The sequence below is a fragment of the Actinoplanes sp. NPDC051411 genome (assembly GCF_040682075.1).
Classification (GTDB): Bacteria; Actinomycetota; Actinomycetes; order Mycobacteriales; family Micromonosporaceae; genus Actinoplanes.
In genome coordinates this window covers 1-18516 of the sequence record NZ_JBFBAD010000093.1, presented here as the reverse complement: position 1 = coordinate 18516, position 18516 = coordinate 1, and the positions used below count along the sequence as shown (strand labels likewise).

The 18516-nt window shown below is 71.0% G+C and carries 10 protein-coding genes; 6 read left to right on the top strand and 4 right to left on the bottom strand.

What is annotated here, in order from left to right; genetic code table 11:
• Both AB0M88_RS37390 and AB0M88_RS37385 read left to right on the top strand, forming a co-directional pair.
• Positions 1 to 1173 (top strand): kelch repeat-containing protein, encoded by a 1173-nt coding sequence (locus AB0M88_RS37390; protein ID WP_364110566.1) that lies wholly within the window; start codon positions 1 to 3, stop codon positions 1171 to 1173.
• Positions 1170 to 4271 (top strand): hypothetical protein, encoded by a 3102-nt coding sequence (locus tag AB0M88_RS37385; protein ID WP_364110565.1) that lies wholly within the window; start codon positions 1170 to 1172, stop codon positions 4269 to 4271. Before AB0M88_RS37390 ends, AB0M88_RS37385 begins: the two co-directional genes overlap by 4 nt.
• Positions 4272 to 4440: 169 nt before the next feature.
• Here AB0M88_RS37385 and AB0M88_RS37380 read toward each other — a convergent pair whose 3' ends face one another.
• Entirely contained in the window at positions 4441 to 4665 is a 225-nt protein-coding gene (locus tag AB0M88_RS37380) for a hypothetical protein (RefSeq protein ID WP_364110564.1), read from the bottom strand.
• A complete protein-coding gene (locus AB0M88_RS37375; protein WP_364110563.1) occupies positions 4666 to 4863 on the bottom strand; it encodes a hypothetical protein in 198 nt (65 codons plus the stop codon).
• An 86-nt stretch (positions 4864 to 4949) separates the two neighbouring features.
• Between AB0M88_RS37375 and AB0M88_RS37370 the strand changes: the two genes are divergently transcribed.
• Complete coding sequence (locus AB0M88_RS37370) at positions 4950 to 9491, top strand: hypothetical protein (protein ID WP_364110562.1); 4542 nt, start codon at positions 4950 to 4952, stop codon at positions 9489 to 9491.
• Positions 9484 to 11286: a hypothetical protein gene (locus tag AB0M88_RS37365; protein ID WP_364110561.1), complete on the top strand. Its 1803-nt coding sequence runs from the start codon at positions 9484 to 9486 to the stop codon at positions 11284 to 11286. Before AB0M88_RS37370 ends, AB0M88_RS37365 begins: the two co-directional genes overlap by 8 nt.
• Before the next feature lie 74 nt (positions 11287 to 11360).
• Here the strand turns inward: AB0M88_RS37365 and AB0M88_RS37360 are convergent, their stop codons facing one another.
• A complete protein-coding gene (locus tag AB0M88_RS37360; RefSeq protein WP_364110560.1) occupies positions 11361 to 13007 on the bottom strand; it encodes a glycoside hydrolase family 44 protein in 1647 nt (548 codons plus the stop codon).
• A gap of 512 nt (positions 13008 to 13519) precedes the next feature.
• Here AB0M88_RS37360 and AB0M88_RS37355 point away from each other — a divergent pair.
• Both AB0M88_RS37355 and AB0M88_RS37350 read left to right on the top strand, forming a co-directional pair.
• Positions 13520 to 15214: a cellulose binding domain-containing protein gene (locus AB0M88_RS37355; RefSeq protein WP_364110559.1), complete on the top strand. Its 1695-nt coding sequence runs from the start codon at positions 13520 to 13522 to the stop codon at positions 15212 to 15214.
• A 40-nt stretch (positions 15215 to 15254) separates the two neighbouring features.
• Positions 15255 to 17651, top strand: a complete 2397-nt coding sequence (locus AB0M88_RS37350) for a non-reducing end alpha-L-arabinofuranosidase family hydrolase (RefSeq protein ID WP_364110558.1) — start codon at positions 15255 to 15257, stop codon at positions 17649 to 17651.
• 146 nt (positions 17652 to 17797) lie between these two features.
• On the opposite strand, the gene AB0M88_RS37345 is transcribed toward AB0M88_RS37350, so the two are convergent.
• The gene (locus AB0M88_RS37345) at positions 17798 to 18040 is read right to left on the bottom strand and encodes a hypothetical protein (RefSeq protein WP_364110557.1); all 243 of its coding nucleotides are present in this window, start codon (positions 18038 to 18040) and stop codon (positions 17798 to 17800) included.
• Between the last annotated feature and the right edge of the window lie 476 nt (positions 18041 to 18516).

Here is an 18516-nt window from a genome sequence, read left to right as displayed (position 1 = left end):
ATGACCACCACTACCGCCGGGCCGGCCACCGGATCCTGGGCCCGCACGCCCGACCTTTTCGCCGCCGCCCGCTGGGACGGCCAGCACGACGGCGCCGTCACCGTCGAGGACGCCGGAACGGTCCTGGTCGCGGGCGGCGCGGACGCCTCCGGGAAGGCCGTGAAGCAGTCCGCGTACTACGACCCGGCCGACGCGAAGTGGCACGCCGCGGGCGCGCTCGACACCGCCCGGCGGCTGCACACGATCACCCCGATCGGCAACGGCGCGGCCCTGGTCACAGGCGGGCTCGGCGTTGACGGCACTCCGCTCGACACCGTCGAGCTCTACGATCCGAAGAACCATTCGTGGACGAGGCTGACTCCGACGATGGGCCAGGCCCGGTGGGGTCACAGCGCGGTGCTCCTGCCCGGCGGCACGGTGCTGGTCGCGGGCGGCAGCGCGATCCGGACCGGATCGACCGTGCACGCGCTGCGCTCGGCCGAGATCTTCCACCCGGACGACCACGACACCTGGACGGCGGCCGCCGACCTCACGGACGCGCGCACGGGCCACACGGCGATCGTGCTGCACGGCGGCGTCGTGCTGGTCTGCGGCGGCAGCGCCCCGGTCGGTACGGCCGAGGATCCGGCCCTGGCGTTCTGCGAGCTCTATGACGGCACGAAGTGGACGCCGACCGGGAGCCTGCGGCACGCCCGCCGCCACCATCAGGCGACCCGTCTGACCGACAAGACCGTGCTCATCACGGGCGGGCTCGCGCCGGGCGCGCCGGCGGGTGGGCCGTTCGACCCGTTCAGCCAGCGCACGGCCGAGCGCTTCAACCTCGATACCGGCGCTTGGACCGCGGCCAGCGACATGCCGTCGGGCCGGGCCCTGCACCGGGCGGTCGCGCTCGGCGACGCTACGGTGCTCGTCGTGGGCGGCGCGGCCGGCGACCGCGACGAGGCGGGCTATCGCAGTGCGGTGCTCTACGACCCGGGCACCACGCCGGGCACCGACAGCTGGACGCCGGTCGCTGGGCTCGGCGAGGGACGGTACGCGTTCGCCGCCGCCCGGTCGGCCGGAAACGTGCTGGTCGCATCCGGGGTGTCCCGCTCGGGTCTGGCCGCCGCCGACCCGGACGTCACCGAGCTCACCGGGACCGCCGAGCTGTTCACGCCGGGGAGCCACCCGTGACCACCAACGCGTACACGTTCCTGCCGTGGCTGCGGTCCGGGCTCACCACGCGGATCGAGGCCGATCCCGGTGCGGCGGCGCGGGCGAGCATCGACGTGGATCTGCTGATCACCGGCGTACCGGTTTCCGGCCGGGATCCCCTCACCAGGACGGTCCCCCAGCCGATTCAGCTCTACGGGCCCGGCGATGTGGTCGGGGTCGACGCGCGGGCGATCGCCCGCGTCGAGCCGCGGGCCGGGATCACCAACTTCGAACCGAACTTCCTCGCCCACATCGAGTTCGCCGACGAGGACTTCCCCTGGCGCTACAGCCCGGCCGTCCAGGACTCCGGTCACCGGCTGGCACCCTGGCTCGCGCTGGCCGTCCTCGCCGCCGGCGACGACCCCGCCGGCGGGGACGCGGAGTTCACCGAAGCGGCTCAAGGCAGCGGTCCGCTTCCGGCCATCTCGGTACGCGACGTCACCACGCTCCCTCGTCCGGACCAGCTCGGCGCGTGGGCGCACGTCCACGTCAACGGCGCGCTCGACTCCCCCGTCGCCACCGACAGCACCGACGTCGCGCTCGCCGCCCTCGCCGGCGTGCTGAGGACCGACGCCGACAGCGCCTGCGCGCGGCTGATCTGCCCGCGCAGGCTGGAACCCGACACCGCGTACGTGGCATTCCTGGTTCCGGCGTTCGAGACCGGGCGGCTGGCGGGGCTGGGGTTCGACCCTGCCCTGTCCCCGGGCTCGCTCTACTCGAGCTGGGGTCCGCACTACGCCAACCGGCGGGCCGAGGGCGAGCTGCCGTACTACTACCGGTGGGCGTTCCGGACCGGCACCGCCGGCGACTTCGAGCTCCTCGTGCGGCTGCTGCGCCCGCAGGCCGCCGACCCGCGGGTGGGCCGCCGAGACATCGACGTGCACAACACGCCCGGCCTCGGCCTGCCCGGCATCACCACTCCGGCCGAGCTGGGCGGGATTCTGCGCCTCGGCGGCGCGCTGCGGGTGCCCCCGGCCCCCGAGGACCCGCCGTTCGACCTGCCCGAGAACTGGGACAACTGGCACCAGGACCCGAGCCTGCCGGCGTACCCGCACCCGTTCGAGCAGGCCCTTGCCGGCGTGATCAACCTGGCCGAGGACTATCGGACCGACGGGACGCCGGGTGGCGCCGACCCGCTGATCACGCCGCCGCTCTACGGCCGCTGGCACGCACTGACCTCCCGCCTGCAGACCGGGTCGGACGCGCCGGACGTGCGCAACTGGGTGCACCGCCTCAACTTCGACCCCCGGTTCCGGGTCGCGGCCAACCTGGGCACCCGGGTCGTGCAGGCGCGGCAGGAGGAGCTGATGGCCGCGGCCTGGCGGCAGGTCGGCGACGTCCTCGCGGTCAACACCAAGATCCGCGCGGCCCAGGCGGCCCGCGAGGTGGGACACGCGCTGCAGACGCGGCACATCGACCCGCCGACGGGTACGACCCTGGCCGCGCTGGCCGCCGCACCGACCGGCCGGGCCCTGACCCTGACCGCTCCCGCCCACCCGCGGGTGATCGCCGACGACCCGTCCGCCGACACGCCGGCGAAGGTCGCGCTCGGCTTCCGGGTCGCGCGGAGCCAGGTGGCGGCGGCACCGGTGTCGCCGGAGATGCGGCGGATCGCCCGGCCGGGCGCGCGGCTGATGCGGTCGTTGTCGCCGCCCGGCGGCACGTTCACCGTCAACGGCCTGCTGCCGCGCATGGACGCCCCGACCGACGCGGTCACCGCGGCGCCGCCCAAGGGCACCCCGGGCGGGCTGGTGACCGACGAGCAGGTCGAACGCGCGCTGCACCCGGGCGTCGACCCGGACGCCGACCCGGTCGACCGGCTGCCGCACAGCCCCGACTTCGTACTGAGCGACCCCGGCGAGCCCGCCGCGACGACGGTGGGCACCACCGACAGCGCCGAGGCGACCCGGTTCAAGGGCGCGCTGCACGAGCTCTACCAGGGTCTGGCCTCGGCGGTCGCGGTCGCCCGTACCGCGACCGCGCGGCCGCGCCTGCTGGTGGCCGAGGCAACCGACGCGGCGCTGACCGGGCTGCGGGCCGACGACACCGTACCGAAGAACCTGTTCGACTCGGTCGGCGTCCCCGACCGGCTGCGGCCGTTCGCCGAGCAGTTCGTCGAGGCGATGGCGTACCCGGTGTTCGACCTGCCCACCTATCAGCCCCTGCTCGACCAGGGCGTGGACGCCTTCGTGCCCAACCTTTCGCTGGTGCCCGGCAACTCCGTCACCCTGCTGGCCAACAACCGGGAGTTCATCGAGGCGTACCTGGTGGGTCTCAACCATGAGATGGGCCGCGAGCTGCTCTGGCGCGAGTATCCGACCGACCAGCGCGGCACGCCGTTCCGGCAGTTCTGGGACCCGCGCGCGACGCTGCCGCTGCCGGATGAGACGCCGGCGCAGCTGCGTGAGCGCACCTACGACATCCCGCCGATCCACACCTGGCCCCGGTCCGGCTTCCTCGGCCAGAACGGCAACCGGCTGACCGACGACCTCGTCCTGGTCATCCGGGGTGAGCTGCTGAAGAAGTATCCGACGGCGGCCGTCTACGCCCAGCGGGCCGAGTGGCCGCCCGGACCGGACGGTCCCGACACGACCCAGCAGCGCCGGCCGGTGACCCTGCCGGACGGGGTGGTGCCGGGACACGACGTGGTGCGGCTGCCGCTGTACGAGGCGAAGATCGAGCCCGACATCTACCTGCTCGGCTTCGACCTCGACGCGGACGAGGCCCGCGGCAACCCGCCGGACGACCCCGGCTGGTTCTTCATGATCAAGGAGCGGCCCGGCGACCCGCGCTTCGGCGTCGACGACGGCACGCCCACCAACCTCGAGGTCTGGAACGACCTGACCTGGAACGACGTGGACCCGCACCACCTAGGCTTCCTCGAGCTCGACCCCACGGTCAGCGTCGGCCTGCAGCCGCTGGACAACGTCGACGACAACGAGAAGAAGGACCAGCGCGCCGAGGACGTGAACCTGCCGCTCTGGTTCGCCGGCCTCAGCTCGGCCGATCTCGCCTACCTCCTTTTCCAGGTCCCGGTCCTGGTGGCCGTACACGCGCAGGAGATGTTGCCACGATGACCCAGCCACCGACGACGCTCAGCGACGACTTCCCGGTCCTGCTCGGCCCGGTCCGGGTGGAGACCCGCTTCACCGCGACCGAGCTGCTCGTGCGGGTCTTCCCCGACGAGTGGTCGGTCGAAAAGAACGAGGCCACCCCGACCCGGGCGGAGATCGCCGCGGTCGACGCCTACTGGACCGCCCGGTGGGCGGCCGCCGGCACCGCGGCCGGACGCCGGTCCGCCTGGCGGGAACTGGTCACCCGCGTACCGGCCGGGCGCGCCGCCTGGCTGCTGACCACCCGGGTGCCCTCGAACCCGGCCGACGAGCCGTCGGGCCTCGCCGCCGGGGCCACCGTGCTGGTCGTCGTCACCACGCAGGCGGTCGCGGCAAATGACCGCACCCCGACGATCACCTATTGGACCGCGGTCTGGCGGGCCCACGGCGACCGGGTCAGGCAGCGCCAGGCCGACGCCGCGCTGGTCGCCGCCACCAGCACCACCCGCGCCGCGACGATCCGCGGCCGGCGGCCGGCCGGCGTCGAGAACGCCGCGACCGCGACCGGCGACGCGGTAGCCGTGGCGTTCCTCGTGCTCCCGGCCCCGGCCACCACCCCGGCGACCTCGTCTTGGACACAGGGCGCACACCCGGCTGCTGCCCGACCGTTTCCAGGTCCTCGGCTACGTCGGCGACCAGCAGGTGCTGTCGGTCACCGGTGCCCCGGTTCCGGCCACCCTCGCGGTCAGTCCCGACCCGGGCGCCGCCGACCAGCTCTCCGTCGACCCGGCGACCGGCGTCCTGCACGTGCCGGACGCGCTGCGCTGGCTGACCGACTTCGATCGGGCCGTGCAGGTCGGCATGGGCGTACGGATCCCGCTGACCGACCAGATCCGCAACGGCGTCGACCGGCTCGTCGTGTTCGGGCTGCGGCAGGGCAGCACCCCGGTGCAGACCGCCGCCGACCTGACCGGCCTGATCACCAACCAGCTGCGCAGCCCCGGCGGGTACGCGCTGCTGCCGCAGGGTACGCCGACCAACAACAGCGAGCAGCTGCCGGCCGGGCAGGACAGCATCGTCGAGGCCGACGCCGCGCTGCGGGCCGGCACGCTGCCGCACGCCCTCGCCGCCGCCGGGCCGGCCTCGTGGATGTCGCGCTCGGACGGCCAGCAGTTCGCGGAGCTGCTCGGTCTCGGCCCGGCCGTGCTGGCCGGGATGCCCAATGCGGACGGCACCGACCAGCGCGACGCCCGCGCCGCCAACACCGCCCTGTGGCCCGCGACGTGGGGCTACTTCCTGCGGACCGCGCTGAACCCGATCCTGTCGCCGGACGCCGTCGACGCGACCCGCGACTTCTTCCTGCGCTACGTGTCCGGGCGCGGGCCGCTGCCCGCCGTCAAGATCGGACGTCAGCCGTACGGGCTCCTGCCCACCACCGCGTTCTCGAAGCTGACCTGGCCCGACTCCGCCAAAGCAGCGCACCGGCGCGGGCTGAACAAGGTGCTGACCGCCGCCGCCCAGGACTGGGCCGCGGCCACCGCATCCGTGCCCCGCCTCCCCCGCCCCGGCACGGGCACCGACGACCCCGAGCAGCTGCTGCTCGACATCCTGGCGCTGCACCCGAGCTCGGCCGAGTACCACCAGCGGTACGCCCGCGGCGTCGAGGACCTGTTCAACCGCGAGAGCCTCGGTGGGCGCGGCGGCAGTGTGCTGCCGGAACTCGACCGGCTCGGCCTGCCCGGTCCCGTGCGGGCGTTGCTGACCCGCTTCGGCGCCGACAGCGCCGATCCCGACCTGCTGCGCAGGCTGTTCGTCGACTTCCAGCAACCCCTGCTGTCCCCGCTCATCGACGACCGCCCGCTCTCCGAGACCGATCCCGTACGCCCGTACGCCTCCGACGGCCGCAACTACGTCCGCTGGCTGGCCGACGCCGCCGGGTCCAGCCTCGACACGATCCGCCTCGAGACCGGTTTCGCCGACGGCACCCCGCCGCCCACCCTGTTGTATCTGCTGCTGCGGCACGCCGTCCTGCTGGGCTGGGCCGACTCCGCCCGCGCCCTCGCCGTCGCCGCCGGGGTGGCCGGCCCACGCGAGCTCGCCGCCGACCCGCCGTTCGTGCACGTGAAGATCCCCGCGGCCGGGAAGCCCCTGCCGAGCGAGAGCCGGTTCCGACGCCTCTACTCGGCCGAGCCCGCGATCACCGGCGACCCGGCCCGGCTCGTCGTCGACCACGTGCCGACCGTGCTGCGCAGCTCTCCGGCGACCGCGCAGCTGGCTGAGCAGGTCGACGCGCTCGGCCTGCTCGCCGACCTGCCGACCGCCAAGCTCGAACGGGTCCTCGCCGAACACCTCGACCTCGCCACCTACCGGCTCGACGCGTGGCGTCTGGGATTGGCCACCGAACGGCTCTCCGAGCTGCGCTACGGCCCCGACGGCACTCAGGCCGCCAAGCCCGGGCTGCACCTGGGCGCGTACGGCTGGCTGGAAGACGTGCGGCCGCGCAGCGAGCCGCTCTCGCCGGTGACGCTGAGCGGTCCCCTCGCCCAGGCCTTCGCCGGTGGCACGCCGCTGATGCAGGACCTGGGCAACGCGGGGTTCGTGCACGCGCCCTCGCCCGCGCACGCCCGCACCGCCGCCGTTCTGCGGGCCGGCTACGTCGCCAACGCCACGCCCGGCAACCCTGGTGCGTTCGCCGTGAACCTGAGCTCGGAGCGGATACGGACCGCGCTCGGGCTGCTCGACGGGCTGCGGCAGGGCCAGTCGCTGGGCGCGCTGCTCGGCTACCAGCTCGAGCGGGGCCTGCACGACCGGTACGGCCAGGCCGAGGTGGACCAGTTCATCGACGCCCTGCGGCAGCGGTTCCCGCTGCGCGCCGGCAAGATCGGAGAGACGGTCACCGAGGCGTCGCAGAACGCGGACATCACGCTGGTCGAAGCCCGCAACGTGGTCGACGGGCTCGCCCTGGTGCGGTGGGTGACCCGCAACGACGTGCCCGACGACTACAAGTTCGGCATCGGCTCGCTGCCGGACGCCACCCCGGAACAGGCCGCCGCGATCACCGCCGAGGTGAAGCGGCTCATCGACCTCAACGACGCGCTCGCCGACCTGGCCGTGGCCGAAGGCACCCACCAGGCCCTGTCCGGCAACACCGAACGGGCGACGGCCACGCTCGACGCGTACGCGAAGGATGGGCTTCCCCCCGACCCGGCGATCATCCGGACGCCCCGCAGCGGGGTGACCCTGACCCACCGTTTCGGACTACGGCTGACGCCCGGCCTCTCGTCCCCGGGCGGGAATCCGCCGCGGGCCCAGGCGGAGCCGGCCGTGAACAACTGGCTGACCACCGTGCTGCCCGACGACGGAGATGTCGCGGCCCTGGTCACCTGGACCGACCCCTCGAACGGCCACGCCCAGAACACCGTCGTCACGATGGACGACGTCAACCTCTCCCCGATCGATCTGCTGTGGACCGTGCGCTCGGCGGGCCAGGCCGCCATGACCGACCTCGAGGACCGGATAATCGGCGTGGTCGTCGCGCGCAACCATCCGCGACCGGATGCCGAGCTGACCATCCAGTTCACCACCCGGGTCACCGGCAAAGTCAGCTTCTTCGAGCTGTCGCCGCTGGTCAACGCATTGCGGACGCTGCTCACCACGGCCCGGCCGCTCAAGGTCAGCGATCAGGTGCCGGCCGCCGGCGGCACCCCGGTCGACCGGTCGGCCGACGACGCCGTCACGCTGCGGCGGGAACGCCCCGCGACCGTACGCGCGTCGCTCGCCTCCCTGTCCGGCAGCGCCGCGAGCCTCGCGCACGACATCTCGGTCGCCAACCGCACCGCGGTGATCTCCGGCATCGACACCTTCATCAGCCGGTATGCCGGGCTGGTCACCACCGCGTCCGGATTCGGCGTGACCCGCAGCGGCTGGGGTGAGCTGACCACGTGGCGGCGGCAGGCGTTCGCCGACGTCCTCGCCGCGGTGGCGGCCGTCGCCGCCCGGATGACCAGGGCGCTGGCCGACGCCGATACCCTCCTGGCCCGTTACGACGCGCTGCCGAAGGCCACCACCGACCCGGAGCGGTTCCGGCTGCTGCAACAAGCCGACCGGCTGCTGCTCACCGCGTTGCCGGCCCTGCCTCCCAAACCCGCTACCTACCGCACGACAGTCGGCAAGCATCGCACCGACTTCGGCAACCGGCTGAAGCCGCTCGCCCAGCTCGTGACCAACACCCGGACCACGCTGAGCGCCCTGCTGTCCGACGTCGCCGCGCGCGGACCACTCACCGACGTCGACCCGTCCGGGCTCGACGTGACCGGCATCCTCGACCGGGTCGCCGCGTTCGGCGCCGAGCTTCTGACCCGGACGAACGCCCTGACCGCCGAGATCACCGCCCGGCTGGCGGAGGCCGACGCGGCGCTCGCCGCCTACGACGCCGCCGTCACCGCACCCGACCGGGTGCAGGCGGGGATCGACGCCCTCAAGGCCCTGCTCGGCCCGGATGTCCTGGTCGTGCCGGAGTACGCGCCGCCGGCCGCGGTCGCCGCCTCCTGGCGCAGGGCCCGCGGCGACAGCGACCCGCTGCTGCAACACCTCACCAGGGCGCCGGTCAACCGGGACTTCCCGATCGACGACTGGCTGCACGGCGTGGCCCGGGTGCGGGAGATGCCGCGACTCTGGGAGAAGGTGGTCATGCTGAGCGACGCGCTCCGCGAGGACGGCGGCCTGCTCGGCGCGCTGCCGCCCGGCAAGGAGCCCCAACTCACCCCGATCCAGCTGCCCGTGCACCCGAACGATCACTGGCTGGGCATGGAGTTCGCGGCCGGTGCGACGATCACCGAGGACAAGCTGCTGTTCACCGCGCATTACGCTAACGAGCCGCTGATCAACCCCGACGCCGCCCATTGCGGACTGCTGTTCGACGAGTGGACCGAGGTGGTGCCGGCCGGCGTGGAGACCACCGGCATCGCGATGCAGGTCGACCGGCCCGACTCCGAGCCGCCGCAGGCGATGCTGCTGGTCGGCCCGCCGGCGAGGACCGGCACCTGGAACGACGCCGACCTGCTGGCGGCGGTCACCGAGACCTTCGACCTGGCCCGGCAACGGGCGGTCGAGCCGGCTCACCTGGAGGACAGCGCGTACGCCCAACTGCTGCCCGCGACGCTGCTGTCGGCCACCACCCAACCGATCACCATCAGCACCGATCTCGCGATCGCGAACGCACGCTGGAAGGCGACCCATGACTGAGCCCGTGGCAACCGAAACCCGGATCGTCGACCTGGCCGGGGCGCTGCGCGACCGCGAGCATCCGGCGGTCGGCGTGTGGAACCGGCTCGAGGGCCGGCCGCGGACCACCGATTTCGCCCGGGCGCTGCGGGCCGAGGTCCGCGACGCCCTCTGGATGCTGACCCGCCAGTGGCAGCTCGGCGAGTTCACCGGCGCCGACGCGGGCTCGCCGGTCACCGCCCAATATGCGGTCAGCTCGGCGCCGCCCACCCGGTTCCGGCCGGGTGGCGGCAGCCCGGAACCACTGCCGGACGACCGTCCCCTGGAGACCGTGGCCGAACGGCAGGCGCTGCCGTTCACCTTCGCCGCCGAGCCGGTAGCGTTCGACCTGCGCCTCGCCCTCGGGCGGCGCTGGCTGCGGCTGCTCGACCAGTCGCTCGTGCTGCGGGCGCTCAATTTCCGGCAGCAGTACGTCCAGAAGTACCCGATCGCCCTGCCCGACCCCGCCCACGAGGACGACCTGCATCGGGTCGCACATCCCGAGGTGTGGGCGACACTGCAGGCCCTGTCCGGCCGCCGGATGGACGGCTACCTGCTCTACCAGCACCTCAAGACCGGCGGCCACGCCTCGGACGGGATCGACGACCTCCTGCACCTGCACCGCGCCGAGCTGGACGCCCTCGGCGTGAAGCTGGTCGCCTGGTTCGACCACCTCATCGACCAGCCGGCGGGCGACGCGACCTGGGATCCGCGCCGCCTCGAGCACTCCTTCGCGGTGGCCGCGGGCGACCAGGTCCTCGCCGCACCCGAATACCCTGGCGGCGACCTCGACTGGCACGACTTCTCGGTCTCCCCGGGTGACTCGCTCGGCAGCACCGGGGCGGCACCGGTGCTCACGACCCGTACGGTGTTCCCGGCGCCCGTCCGCTACTCGGGCATGCCCCTGCCGCGGTGGTGGGCGGTCGAGGACGGCGACACCAACCTCGCCGCGGTCACCCCCGACAGCACCGACCTGGCCCGGCTGATCTTCCTCGAGTTCGCGCTGATCTTCAGCAACGACTGGTACCAGCTGCCGTGCGACCTGCCGACCGGAATCGTCGCCTCGGTGCAGGGCCTCGCCGTCACCGACGTGTTCGGCCGGCGGCAGTGGATCACCCGTGCGGACTCCGGCGGCGGGGAGCCCCGCAACCAGTGGTCGATGTTCACGCTGTCCACAGTCGGCGACCCGTCGGCCGCGCCGAGCACGTCGCTGGTGCTGCCGACGGGCGTTGCGAAGGTGGCCGACGGGCCGGCACTCGAGGACGTCTACCTGGTGCGGGACGAGAACGCCAACCTGGTGTGGGGCATCGAGACCACCGTGCGGATGGACACGGGCGAGGGCCAGCCGGGCGACGAGGCGGCGGCCGAGGTGACCGCGCAGCGGCTGCGCCTGCACCCGCCGGCCGCACCGGACGATCCGCGGGCGGCGGTGGCGTACAAGGTGATGACGTCGGTGCCGGAGAACTGGATCCCGTTCGTCGCGGTGCACGTCGACGGGGACAACCGGTCGGTGCAGCTGCAACGGGCGGCGATGCCGAGCGGGGTCGACGGGAATGCCGTGCCCCCGCGGACGACGCTGCTGCGGGAAGGTTTCGACGCCGGCCGGTCGTATTTCGTCCACGAGGAGGAGGTTCCGCGGGCGGGTACGCGGCTGACGCTCGCGTTCAGCCGGACGCGGTGGCGCGACGGGCGGCCGGTCGTGTGGCTGGGTACCCGGCGGTCGACCGGACGGGGCGAGCGGTCGAGCGGGCTCGCCTTCGACGTGCTCTCCCCCTGAGAGAGCGAAGCGAGCGAGCCGGAAGTCGACGCCGCCGAGCCGGCCGCACCTGATGTCGCGGATCCCCCGCCCCGTCAGTTCCGGGGTAGGACCAGCGTTGTGATGGAGTTCGCCGGGTACGTCGCCGTCGCGCTGCCCCGGTTCACCGTGAGATCGCCGTCGCGGGCGATCGAGGTGAGATCGGCCGGGCTGTAGGTGAAACGCTTCGCCGTACCCGGGCAGCGGAAACCGGAGATCGACAGGGTCGACGTCAGGTCCTGGTCCGTCTTGTTGATGACGGTGAGGGTCAGTGCCTTGTCGGACGAGCGCTGGGCGGCGTACACCGCCAGCCGGCCCTGATCGCTGCTGGCCGCGGACACGCTGACGTCGCCGAATCGGCCGCCCGCGCCGTCGTAGTCGCGGTACATCCGGAAGGCGTAGGCGCCGGGTTGCGCCGGCTGCGGTTCGCCCCACATGGTGGCGAGGTCGAGTCCTTCCCGCCCGAAGATGCCGAGGACGTCGGCCTCGGCCAGCGCGCCGTTGATGTCGTCCAGTGCGCCCCAGTTGTATTCGGTGATGGCGACCTTGGTGCCGGGGTAGTACTGGGCCACCCAGGCCTTCATCGTCCGGATGAACTGCAGCGGCGGGGCGTTCACGCCGCTGGGGCCGATCCACGACTCGTCGACGTAGGTGGGGTCCCAGAGCGAACGGGTGGATCGCAGGCGAAGCGCGTCCGAGTCGGGGTCCTCGCCCCCGCTGATCTGCGGATAGTAGTGCTGGTCGAAGTAGTCGAGGAAACGCTTTCCGCCGTGCGCGTCGCTGTAGTCCTTCATGTTCTTCAGATACCACTGGGAGAGGTTGAGCCCACCGTGCGCGGCCGCGTCGGCACCCGGCGCGCACCCGTCCGCACCGGACGCGACCCACTCGCAGTAACCCCAGCCGGACGGGCCGAGCACGGCCGCGCCGGGGTCGGCCACTTTGACGGCGGCGGCGGTCGCCGTGCCCTTGCCGCCCAACTCGTCGTATGTCACCGCGGCGGGGTGCACGTCGCGGTGGGTGGAACTCCACAGCACCGGCTCGTTGTCGAGCTCGTAGATGCGGACGCCGCCCCGCGCAGCCGGGCCGAACTGGCTCACCAGGTGTGACACCATCTCGCCGTCGAACGAGGGACCCACCGGGATCGACGTGTCGGCCGGGTCGGCTCCGGTGAGGTTCGTGCCGTCGAGCATGCCGTTACCGCAGTTCGGGTCCCACTGGTCGAAACTGTCCTGCGCCGGGAAGCGGGTCGCCGGAAAACCACAGGCGAACGGGTGCGACGGTGGCGAGTCCTTGGCTACCCAGCCGATCATCGGCACCGTGACGATCTGCTTGGTGCCGCGGTCCCGGTTGGTCTGGACGAACGATTCGAGGGTGTTCTCCGGCGCGTCGACGATGTTCTCGAAATACCAGTCGCTGCCGGTGTTGTACGTGTGGTTCTTGAAGTTGTATCGGCTGCTCGCGTTGCCGCCCCAGCGCGCCACCGGCAGGCCGATCTCGGCGGCGAACGCCGGGTCGGCGCCGTTGAGCCCGTAGATGTCCGGGCTGATCGGATGCCGGGCGGCGGACACGTCGACGGACAGCGTCGGTCCGGTCGCGGCGGCCAGGGCCGGAGCGGCGTGGGCGGTCACGCCGGCCGCGACCAGAGTCGCGGCTATGCCGCCGGCGGTGACTCCCCGCCACTTGCGCTGCCGTCGAGTACGCATTCGGGCCTCCACAGTGGATCGGTCGGTTCGCCGGCCGGCCCGCCGCGGCGCCGGCCGACAGCAGAGCGCCATTGAGCAATCTGAATCGGTCATGACTCTCGTCATGCTGCGGACAGGGGCTCACGCATTGATGCCAGTCACTTCCGGCGAGCACTCGGAGCCCGTGTCGCGCATGTTACGGGAGCGCTCCCAAATTTGACAAGCCCGACCAGCTTCAGCCGGTCCCGATCAACATGCCAACGGCTTGGGCCTGAGCGGCGGCGCGGCCCCTATCAGGCGAAAGTCCCCGCATGGCCGTTCGTTCACATAGATGTATGTCGTTTGACGTATGACGTTGTGAACGTTAACTTCCTTGAACGCGGACGCGAAGGCGTTGCCGGTCACGGCCGGCAGTCACAAAGCGTACGGAGCGAAGGTCACCCCGGGCGTCGGGTACCGCGCCCGGCGGGACGGCTGGGCGGCCGATCGCATCGAGACGCCCCCGATCGCCAGGAACAGCAAGGAGACCGAACATGAAGCCAGACCGGAACGAGCCGGCGGGCAGCGACCGAAGACTGCTGAGCCGCCGAAGCGTCCTGACGACGATGGGTGCCGTACCAGTCGTCACGGTCGCGGCGTCCCTCATCGGGGCCACCGAGGCCTCGGCGGCGGCGGCGAACATCAATCCGGCGGCGCCGAAGCAGACCATCAAGGGCTTCGGTGCCATGGTCCATGCGGCGTGGATGGGCGACCTCACCGCCGCCCAGCGGACCACGGCGTTCAGCGCCGGCGAGGGCCAGCTCGGCTTCTCCGTCCTCCGGATCCCCGTAGGTGAGAACCAGTCGGACTGGGGCAACGAACTGGCGACCGCGAAGCGCGCGATCGAACTCGGAGCCACCGTCTTCGCCTCGCCATGGAACCCACCGGCCGGCATGACCGAGACGTTCCCCCACGGCAGCCAGACCAACGCGAAGCGCCTCAAGTACAGCTCGTACGCCGCCTACGCCCAGCACCTCAACGATTTCACCACCTACCTGCGCAACAACGGCGTCAACCTGTACGCCATCTCGGTGCAGAACGAACCCGACTATGCGACGGACTGGACCTGGTGGACGTCCACCGAGATAGTCAACTTCCTGAAGGCCAACGCGGGCTCGATCAGCACCAAAGTCATCGCGCCGGAGTCCTTCCAGTACGTCAAGTCCATGTCGGACCCCATTCTCAACGACGCCGCGGCACTGAGCAATGTAGACATCATCGGGGCCCACCTCTACGGCACGCCGTACGCGAACTTCCCCTACCCGCTGTTCAAGCAGAAGGGTGCCGGCAAAGAACTCTGGATGACCGAGGTCTACTGCCCCAACAGCACCGATTCCGCGGACGCCTGGCCGGGCGCACTCGACGTGGGCGAACACATCCATCACGCCATGGTGGACGCCGAGTTCCAGGCCTACGTCTGGTGGTACCTGCGGCGCAGTTACGGCCCCATGCGGGAAGACGGTCAGATCAGCAAGCGCGGCGCCATGATGGCCCACTTCGCGCGGTTCGTGCGCCCCGGATACGTACGCATCGACGCGACCGCGAACCCGGCGACGAACGTCTACGTCTCGGCGTACAAAAACGGCAACACCGTCGTCATCGTCGCCGTCAACAAGAACACCTCCGCGGTGAGCCAGCAGTTCACCCTGGCGAACACCACCGCGTCCGGCACCGTCACGAACTGGCTGACCGACGCCGGCCGGAACCTCGCACCGCAAAGCCCACTCACCATGACGAACGGCTCCCTCACCGTCACGCTGCCCGCGCGCAGCGCAATGACGCTGGTGACCAACATGAGCGGCACCTCGTCACCCACCCCGTCGGACAGCGCATCGCCCACAACCACGCCGACTCCCACGCCCAGCGCCGGCGGCGGGCCTCGCGTCACCTACACGATGAGCACCTGGAGCTCCGGCTTCACCGCCGGCATCAGCATCACCAACAGCGGAACCTCGACGATCAACGGCTGGACACTGAAATTCACCCTGCCCGCCGGCCAGATCATCACCTCCGGCTGGAACGCCACCTACGCACCCACCAGCGGCCAGGTCAGCGCCACCAACGTCAGCTACAACGGCACGCTGCCCGCCGGCGCCACCACCGACATCGGCTTCCAGGCCACCCACACCGGCAACACCGCCGAACCGACCGCCTTCACCCTCAACGGCGTTGCCTGCGACGTGGCCTGAGCGGAAAGCACATGCACATCGCGAGTTGCGAAGGAGTGTCATGAAACGTCTGCTGAGACATGGCCGCCACCGGGTGCTGATGGCGGCCGCCACCAGCGCACTGGCCGTAGCCGGGGTCGCGCTGGTGCTCCCGGGCCTGGCCCAGGCGGCCACGACCCTGGGCGCCGCCGCCGCCCAGTCCGGCCGCTACTTCGGTACGGCAATCGCGGCCGGCCGGTTGAACGACTCGGCCTACACCACCATCGCCGGCCGCGAGTTCACCATGGTCACGCCCGAGAACGAGATGAAGCCGGACGCGACCGAACCGAACCAGAACCAGTTCAACTTCGCCGCCGGCGACCAGGTTTACAACTGGGCGACGTCCCACGGCATGAAGGTCCGTGGCCACACTCTGGCCTGGCACGGTCAGCAGCCGGGCTGGATGCAGCAACTCAGCGGCAGCGCGCTGCGGTCCGCCATGATCAACCACATCAACGGCGTGATGGCCCACTACAAGGGCAAGCTGGCCGCCTGGGACGTGGTCAACGAAGCGTTCAACGAGGACGGCAGCCGCCGCCAGTCCAACCTGCAGGGCACCGGCAACGACTGGATCGAGGTCGCCTTCAAGACCGCCCGGGCCGCCGACCCGTCGGTCAAGCTCTGCTACAACGACTACAACATCGAGAACTGGTCCTACGCCAAGACGCAGGGCGTCTACAACATGATCAAGGACTTCAAGTCCCGCGGCGTCCCGGTCGACTGCGTCGGCTTCCAGACCCACTTCACCGGCGGCAGCTCACTGCCGAGCACCTTCCAGCAGACACTGTCGAACTTCGCCGCCCTCGGTGTCGACGTCGCACTCACCGAGGCCGACGTGACCAACGCTTCGACCGCCCAGTACGCCGGCCTGACCCAGGCGTGCATGAACGTCGCGCGGTGCATCGGCATCACGGTCTGGGGCGTACGCGACAGCGACTCCTGGCGTTCCAGTGAGAGCCCGCTGCTGTTCGACGGCAGCGGCAACAAGAAGGCCGCGTACACGTCCGTTCTCAACGCTCTCAACGCCGCGACCTCGGGACCCACGAGCGGGCCGACGACCGGTACGCCCCCGGGGAGCAACGCCGGCCGCATCGTCGGCAGCCAGTCCGGCCGGTGTATCGACGTACCGAACGCGAGCCAGACCAACGGCACCCAGGTGCAGCTGTACGACTGCAACAACGCCGCCAACCAGAGCTGGACCTACACCTCGAGCAAGCAACTGCAGGTCTACGGCAGCAAGTGTCTCGACGCGAACGGCAACGGCACCACCAACGGTACGACCGTCATCATCTGGGACTGCAACGGTCAGACCAACCAGCAGTGGAACGTCAACACCAACGGGACGATCACCGGCCAGCAGTCCGGACTCTGCGTCGACGCGAACGGCGCGGCCACCGCCAACGGGACGAAGATCATCCTGTGGTCCTGCAACGGCCAGAGCAACCAGCAGTTCACACTGGCCTCCACCGGCGGCGGCACGACCACGCCGCCGACCTCACCGCCACCGTCCGGAAGTTGCGCGCTTCCCTCGTCCTACCGCTGGACCTCGACGGGGCCGCTGGCCACCCCGAAGTCGGGCTGGGTCGGGCTCAAGGACTTCTCCAGCGTCGTCTACAACGGCAAGCACCTGGTCTATGCGTCGACGACCGACACCAACGGATCCTACGGCTCGATGAACTTCAGCCCGTTCAGCAACTGGTCGGACATGGCGTCGGCCGGCCAGAACGGCATGTCCTCCGGCACCGTCGCCCCGACGCTGTTCTACTTCGCGCCGAAGAACATCTGGGTCATCGCTTCCCAGTGGGGAGCGACGCCGTTCTTCTACCGCACGGCGAGCGACCCCACCAACCCCAACGGGTGGTCATCGAACCAGCCGCTGTTCACCGGCAGCATCCCCGGTTCCGCCCCGATCGACCAGACCCTCATCGGCGACGACCAGAACATGTACCTGTTCTTCGCCGGCGACAACGGCAGCATCTACCGGGCCAGCATGCCGATCGGGAACTTCCCGGGCAGCTTCGGCTCCAACTACACCACCATCATGACCGACTCTCAGGCCAACCTCTTCGAAGCCGTCCAGGTCTACAAGATTCAGGGCCAGAGCCAGTACCTCATGATCGTTGAGGCGATGGGCGCGCACGGACGCTACTTCCGCTCCTTCACGGCCACCAGCCTGGGCGGAACCTGGACCCCGAACGCCGCGAGCGAGAGCAATCCCTTCGCCGGCAAGGCCAACAGCGGTGCCACGTGGACCAACGACATCAGCCACGGCGACCTCGTCCGCGCCAACCCCGATCAGACCATGACCGTCGATCCCTGCAACCTGCAACTCCTCTATCAGGGCCGCGACCCCAGCTCCGACGGCGTCAGCTACAACCTCCTGCCGTGGCGTCCGGGGCTGCTCACGCTGCAGCGGTAGAAACGGCTCCACAGCACGGCACAATCACCCCGCCGGGCAGGCCACCGCCTGCCCGGCGGCTCGCTCGCCATCGGCGGATCGACGGTCGCCGCCCCTGCGCGTCAACGGGGTAATCGGGTCCCATGACGAAGAACCACGCCGGCCGCTCAGCCGTTCTGAGGGCTGGTGTTGTCCGTGCCGCCGAGGCGGGCCAGGAACTCGTGGCACTTGCGGGCGCGCTCCGAGTCCTCCGCCATCACCTGCTCCAGAAAGGACGCGATCTCGTCCTGGCCGGCGTTCTTGGCATCCCGGACGTACTGCCCGTAGTCGTGCCCCGCTTTGAGCGAGTGGTACTGCACCGAGATCAAATCGAACGTCACGTCGTCGAAGCCAGTTTCTCCTGTAGCCACCAGAGACTCCTTCCAACTCACGATCGCGCAAGCACACGTTGTCCATGCAGCCCTACCCACGCCACCGGCTCGCACTCTCCGAGCCGGCAGCGCGCCTTTCGGTCCTCCGGTGCCTCGTCGTCGATGGCCGGGATGCCACCGCTCGTAGGCGGCCCAGGCCACCACGCCGGCGGGTGAGCCGGCATCACCCCGGCGGAGTGAGGCAACAGCCGGCACCGGAAATCGCCCTTTTCGCGGGACGGCGAGTCACCCCTTCGACGCCGAAGATCGGCGCCATGGCGGTATTCGGCGTCACCGTTCCGAATCCGCTGACCGTCCACTGGGAGCGGGCCTTCCGGACCTTCGATCTCGTCCTGTGAGCCCCGCGCCCTCATATTGTGGGAAGGAATCTCAATGACCGTGTCAAGCCATGGCGGCGGTGATCGGCGCTGTCGGGGTGAACCTGCGGTTGTCGCGCAGCAGTGCCCAGAGCACGT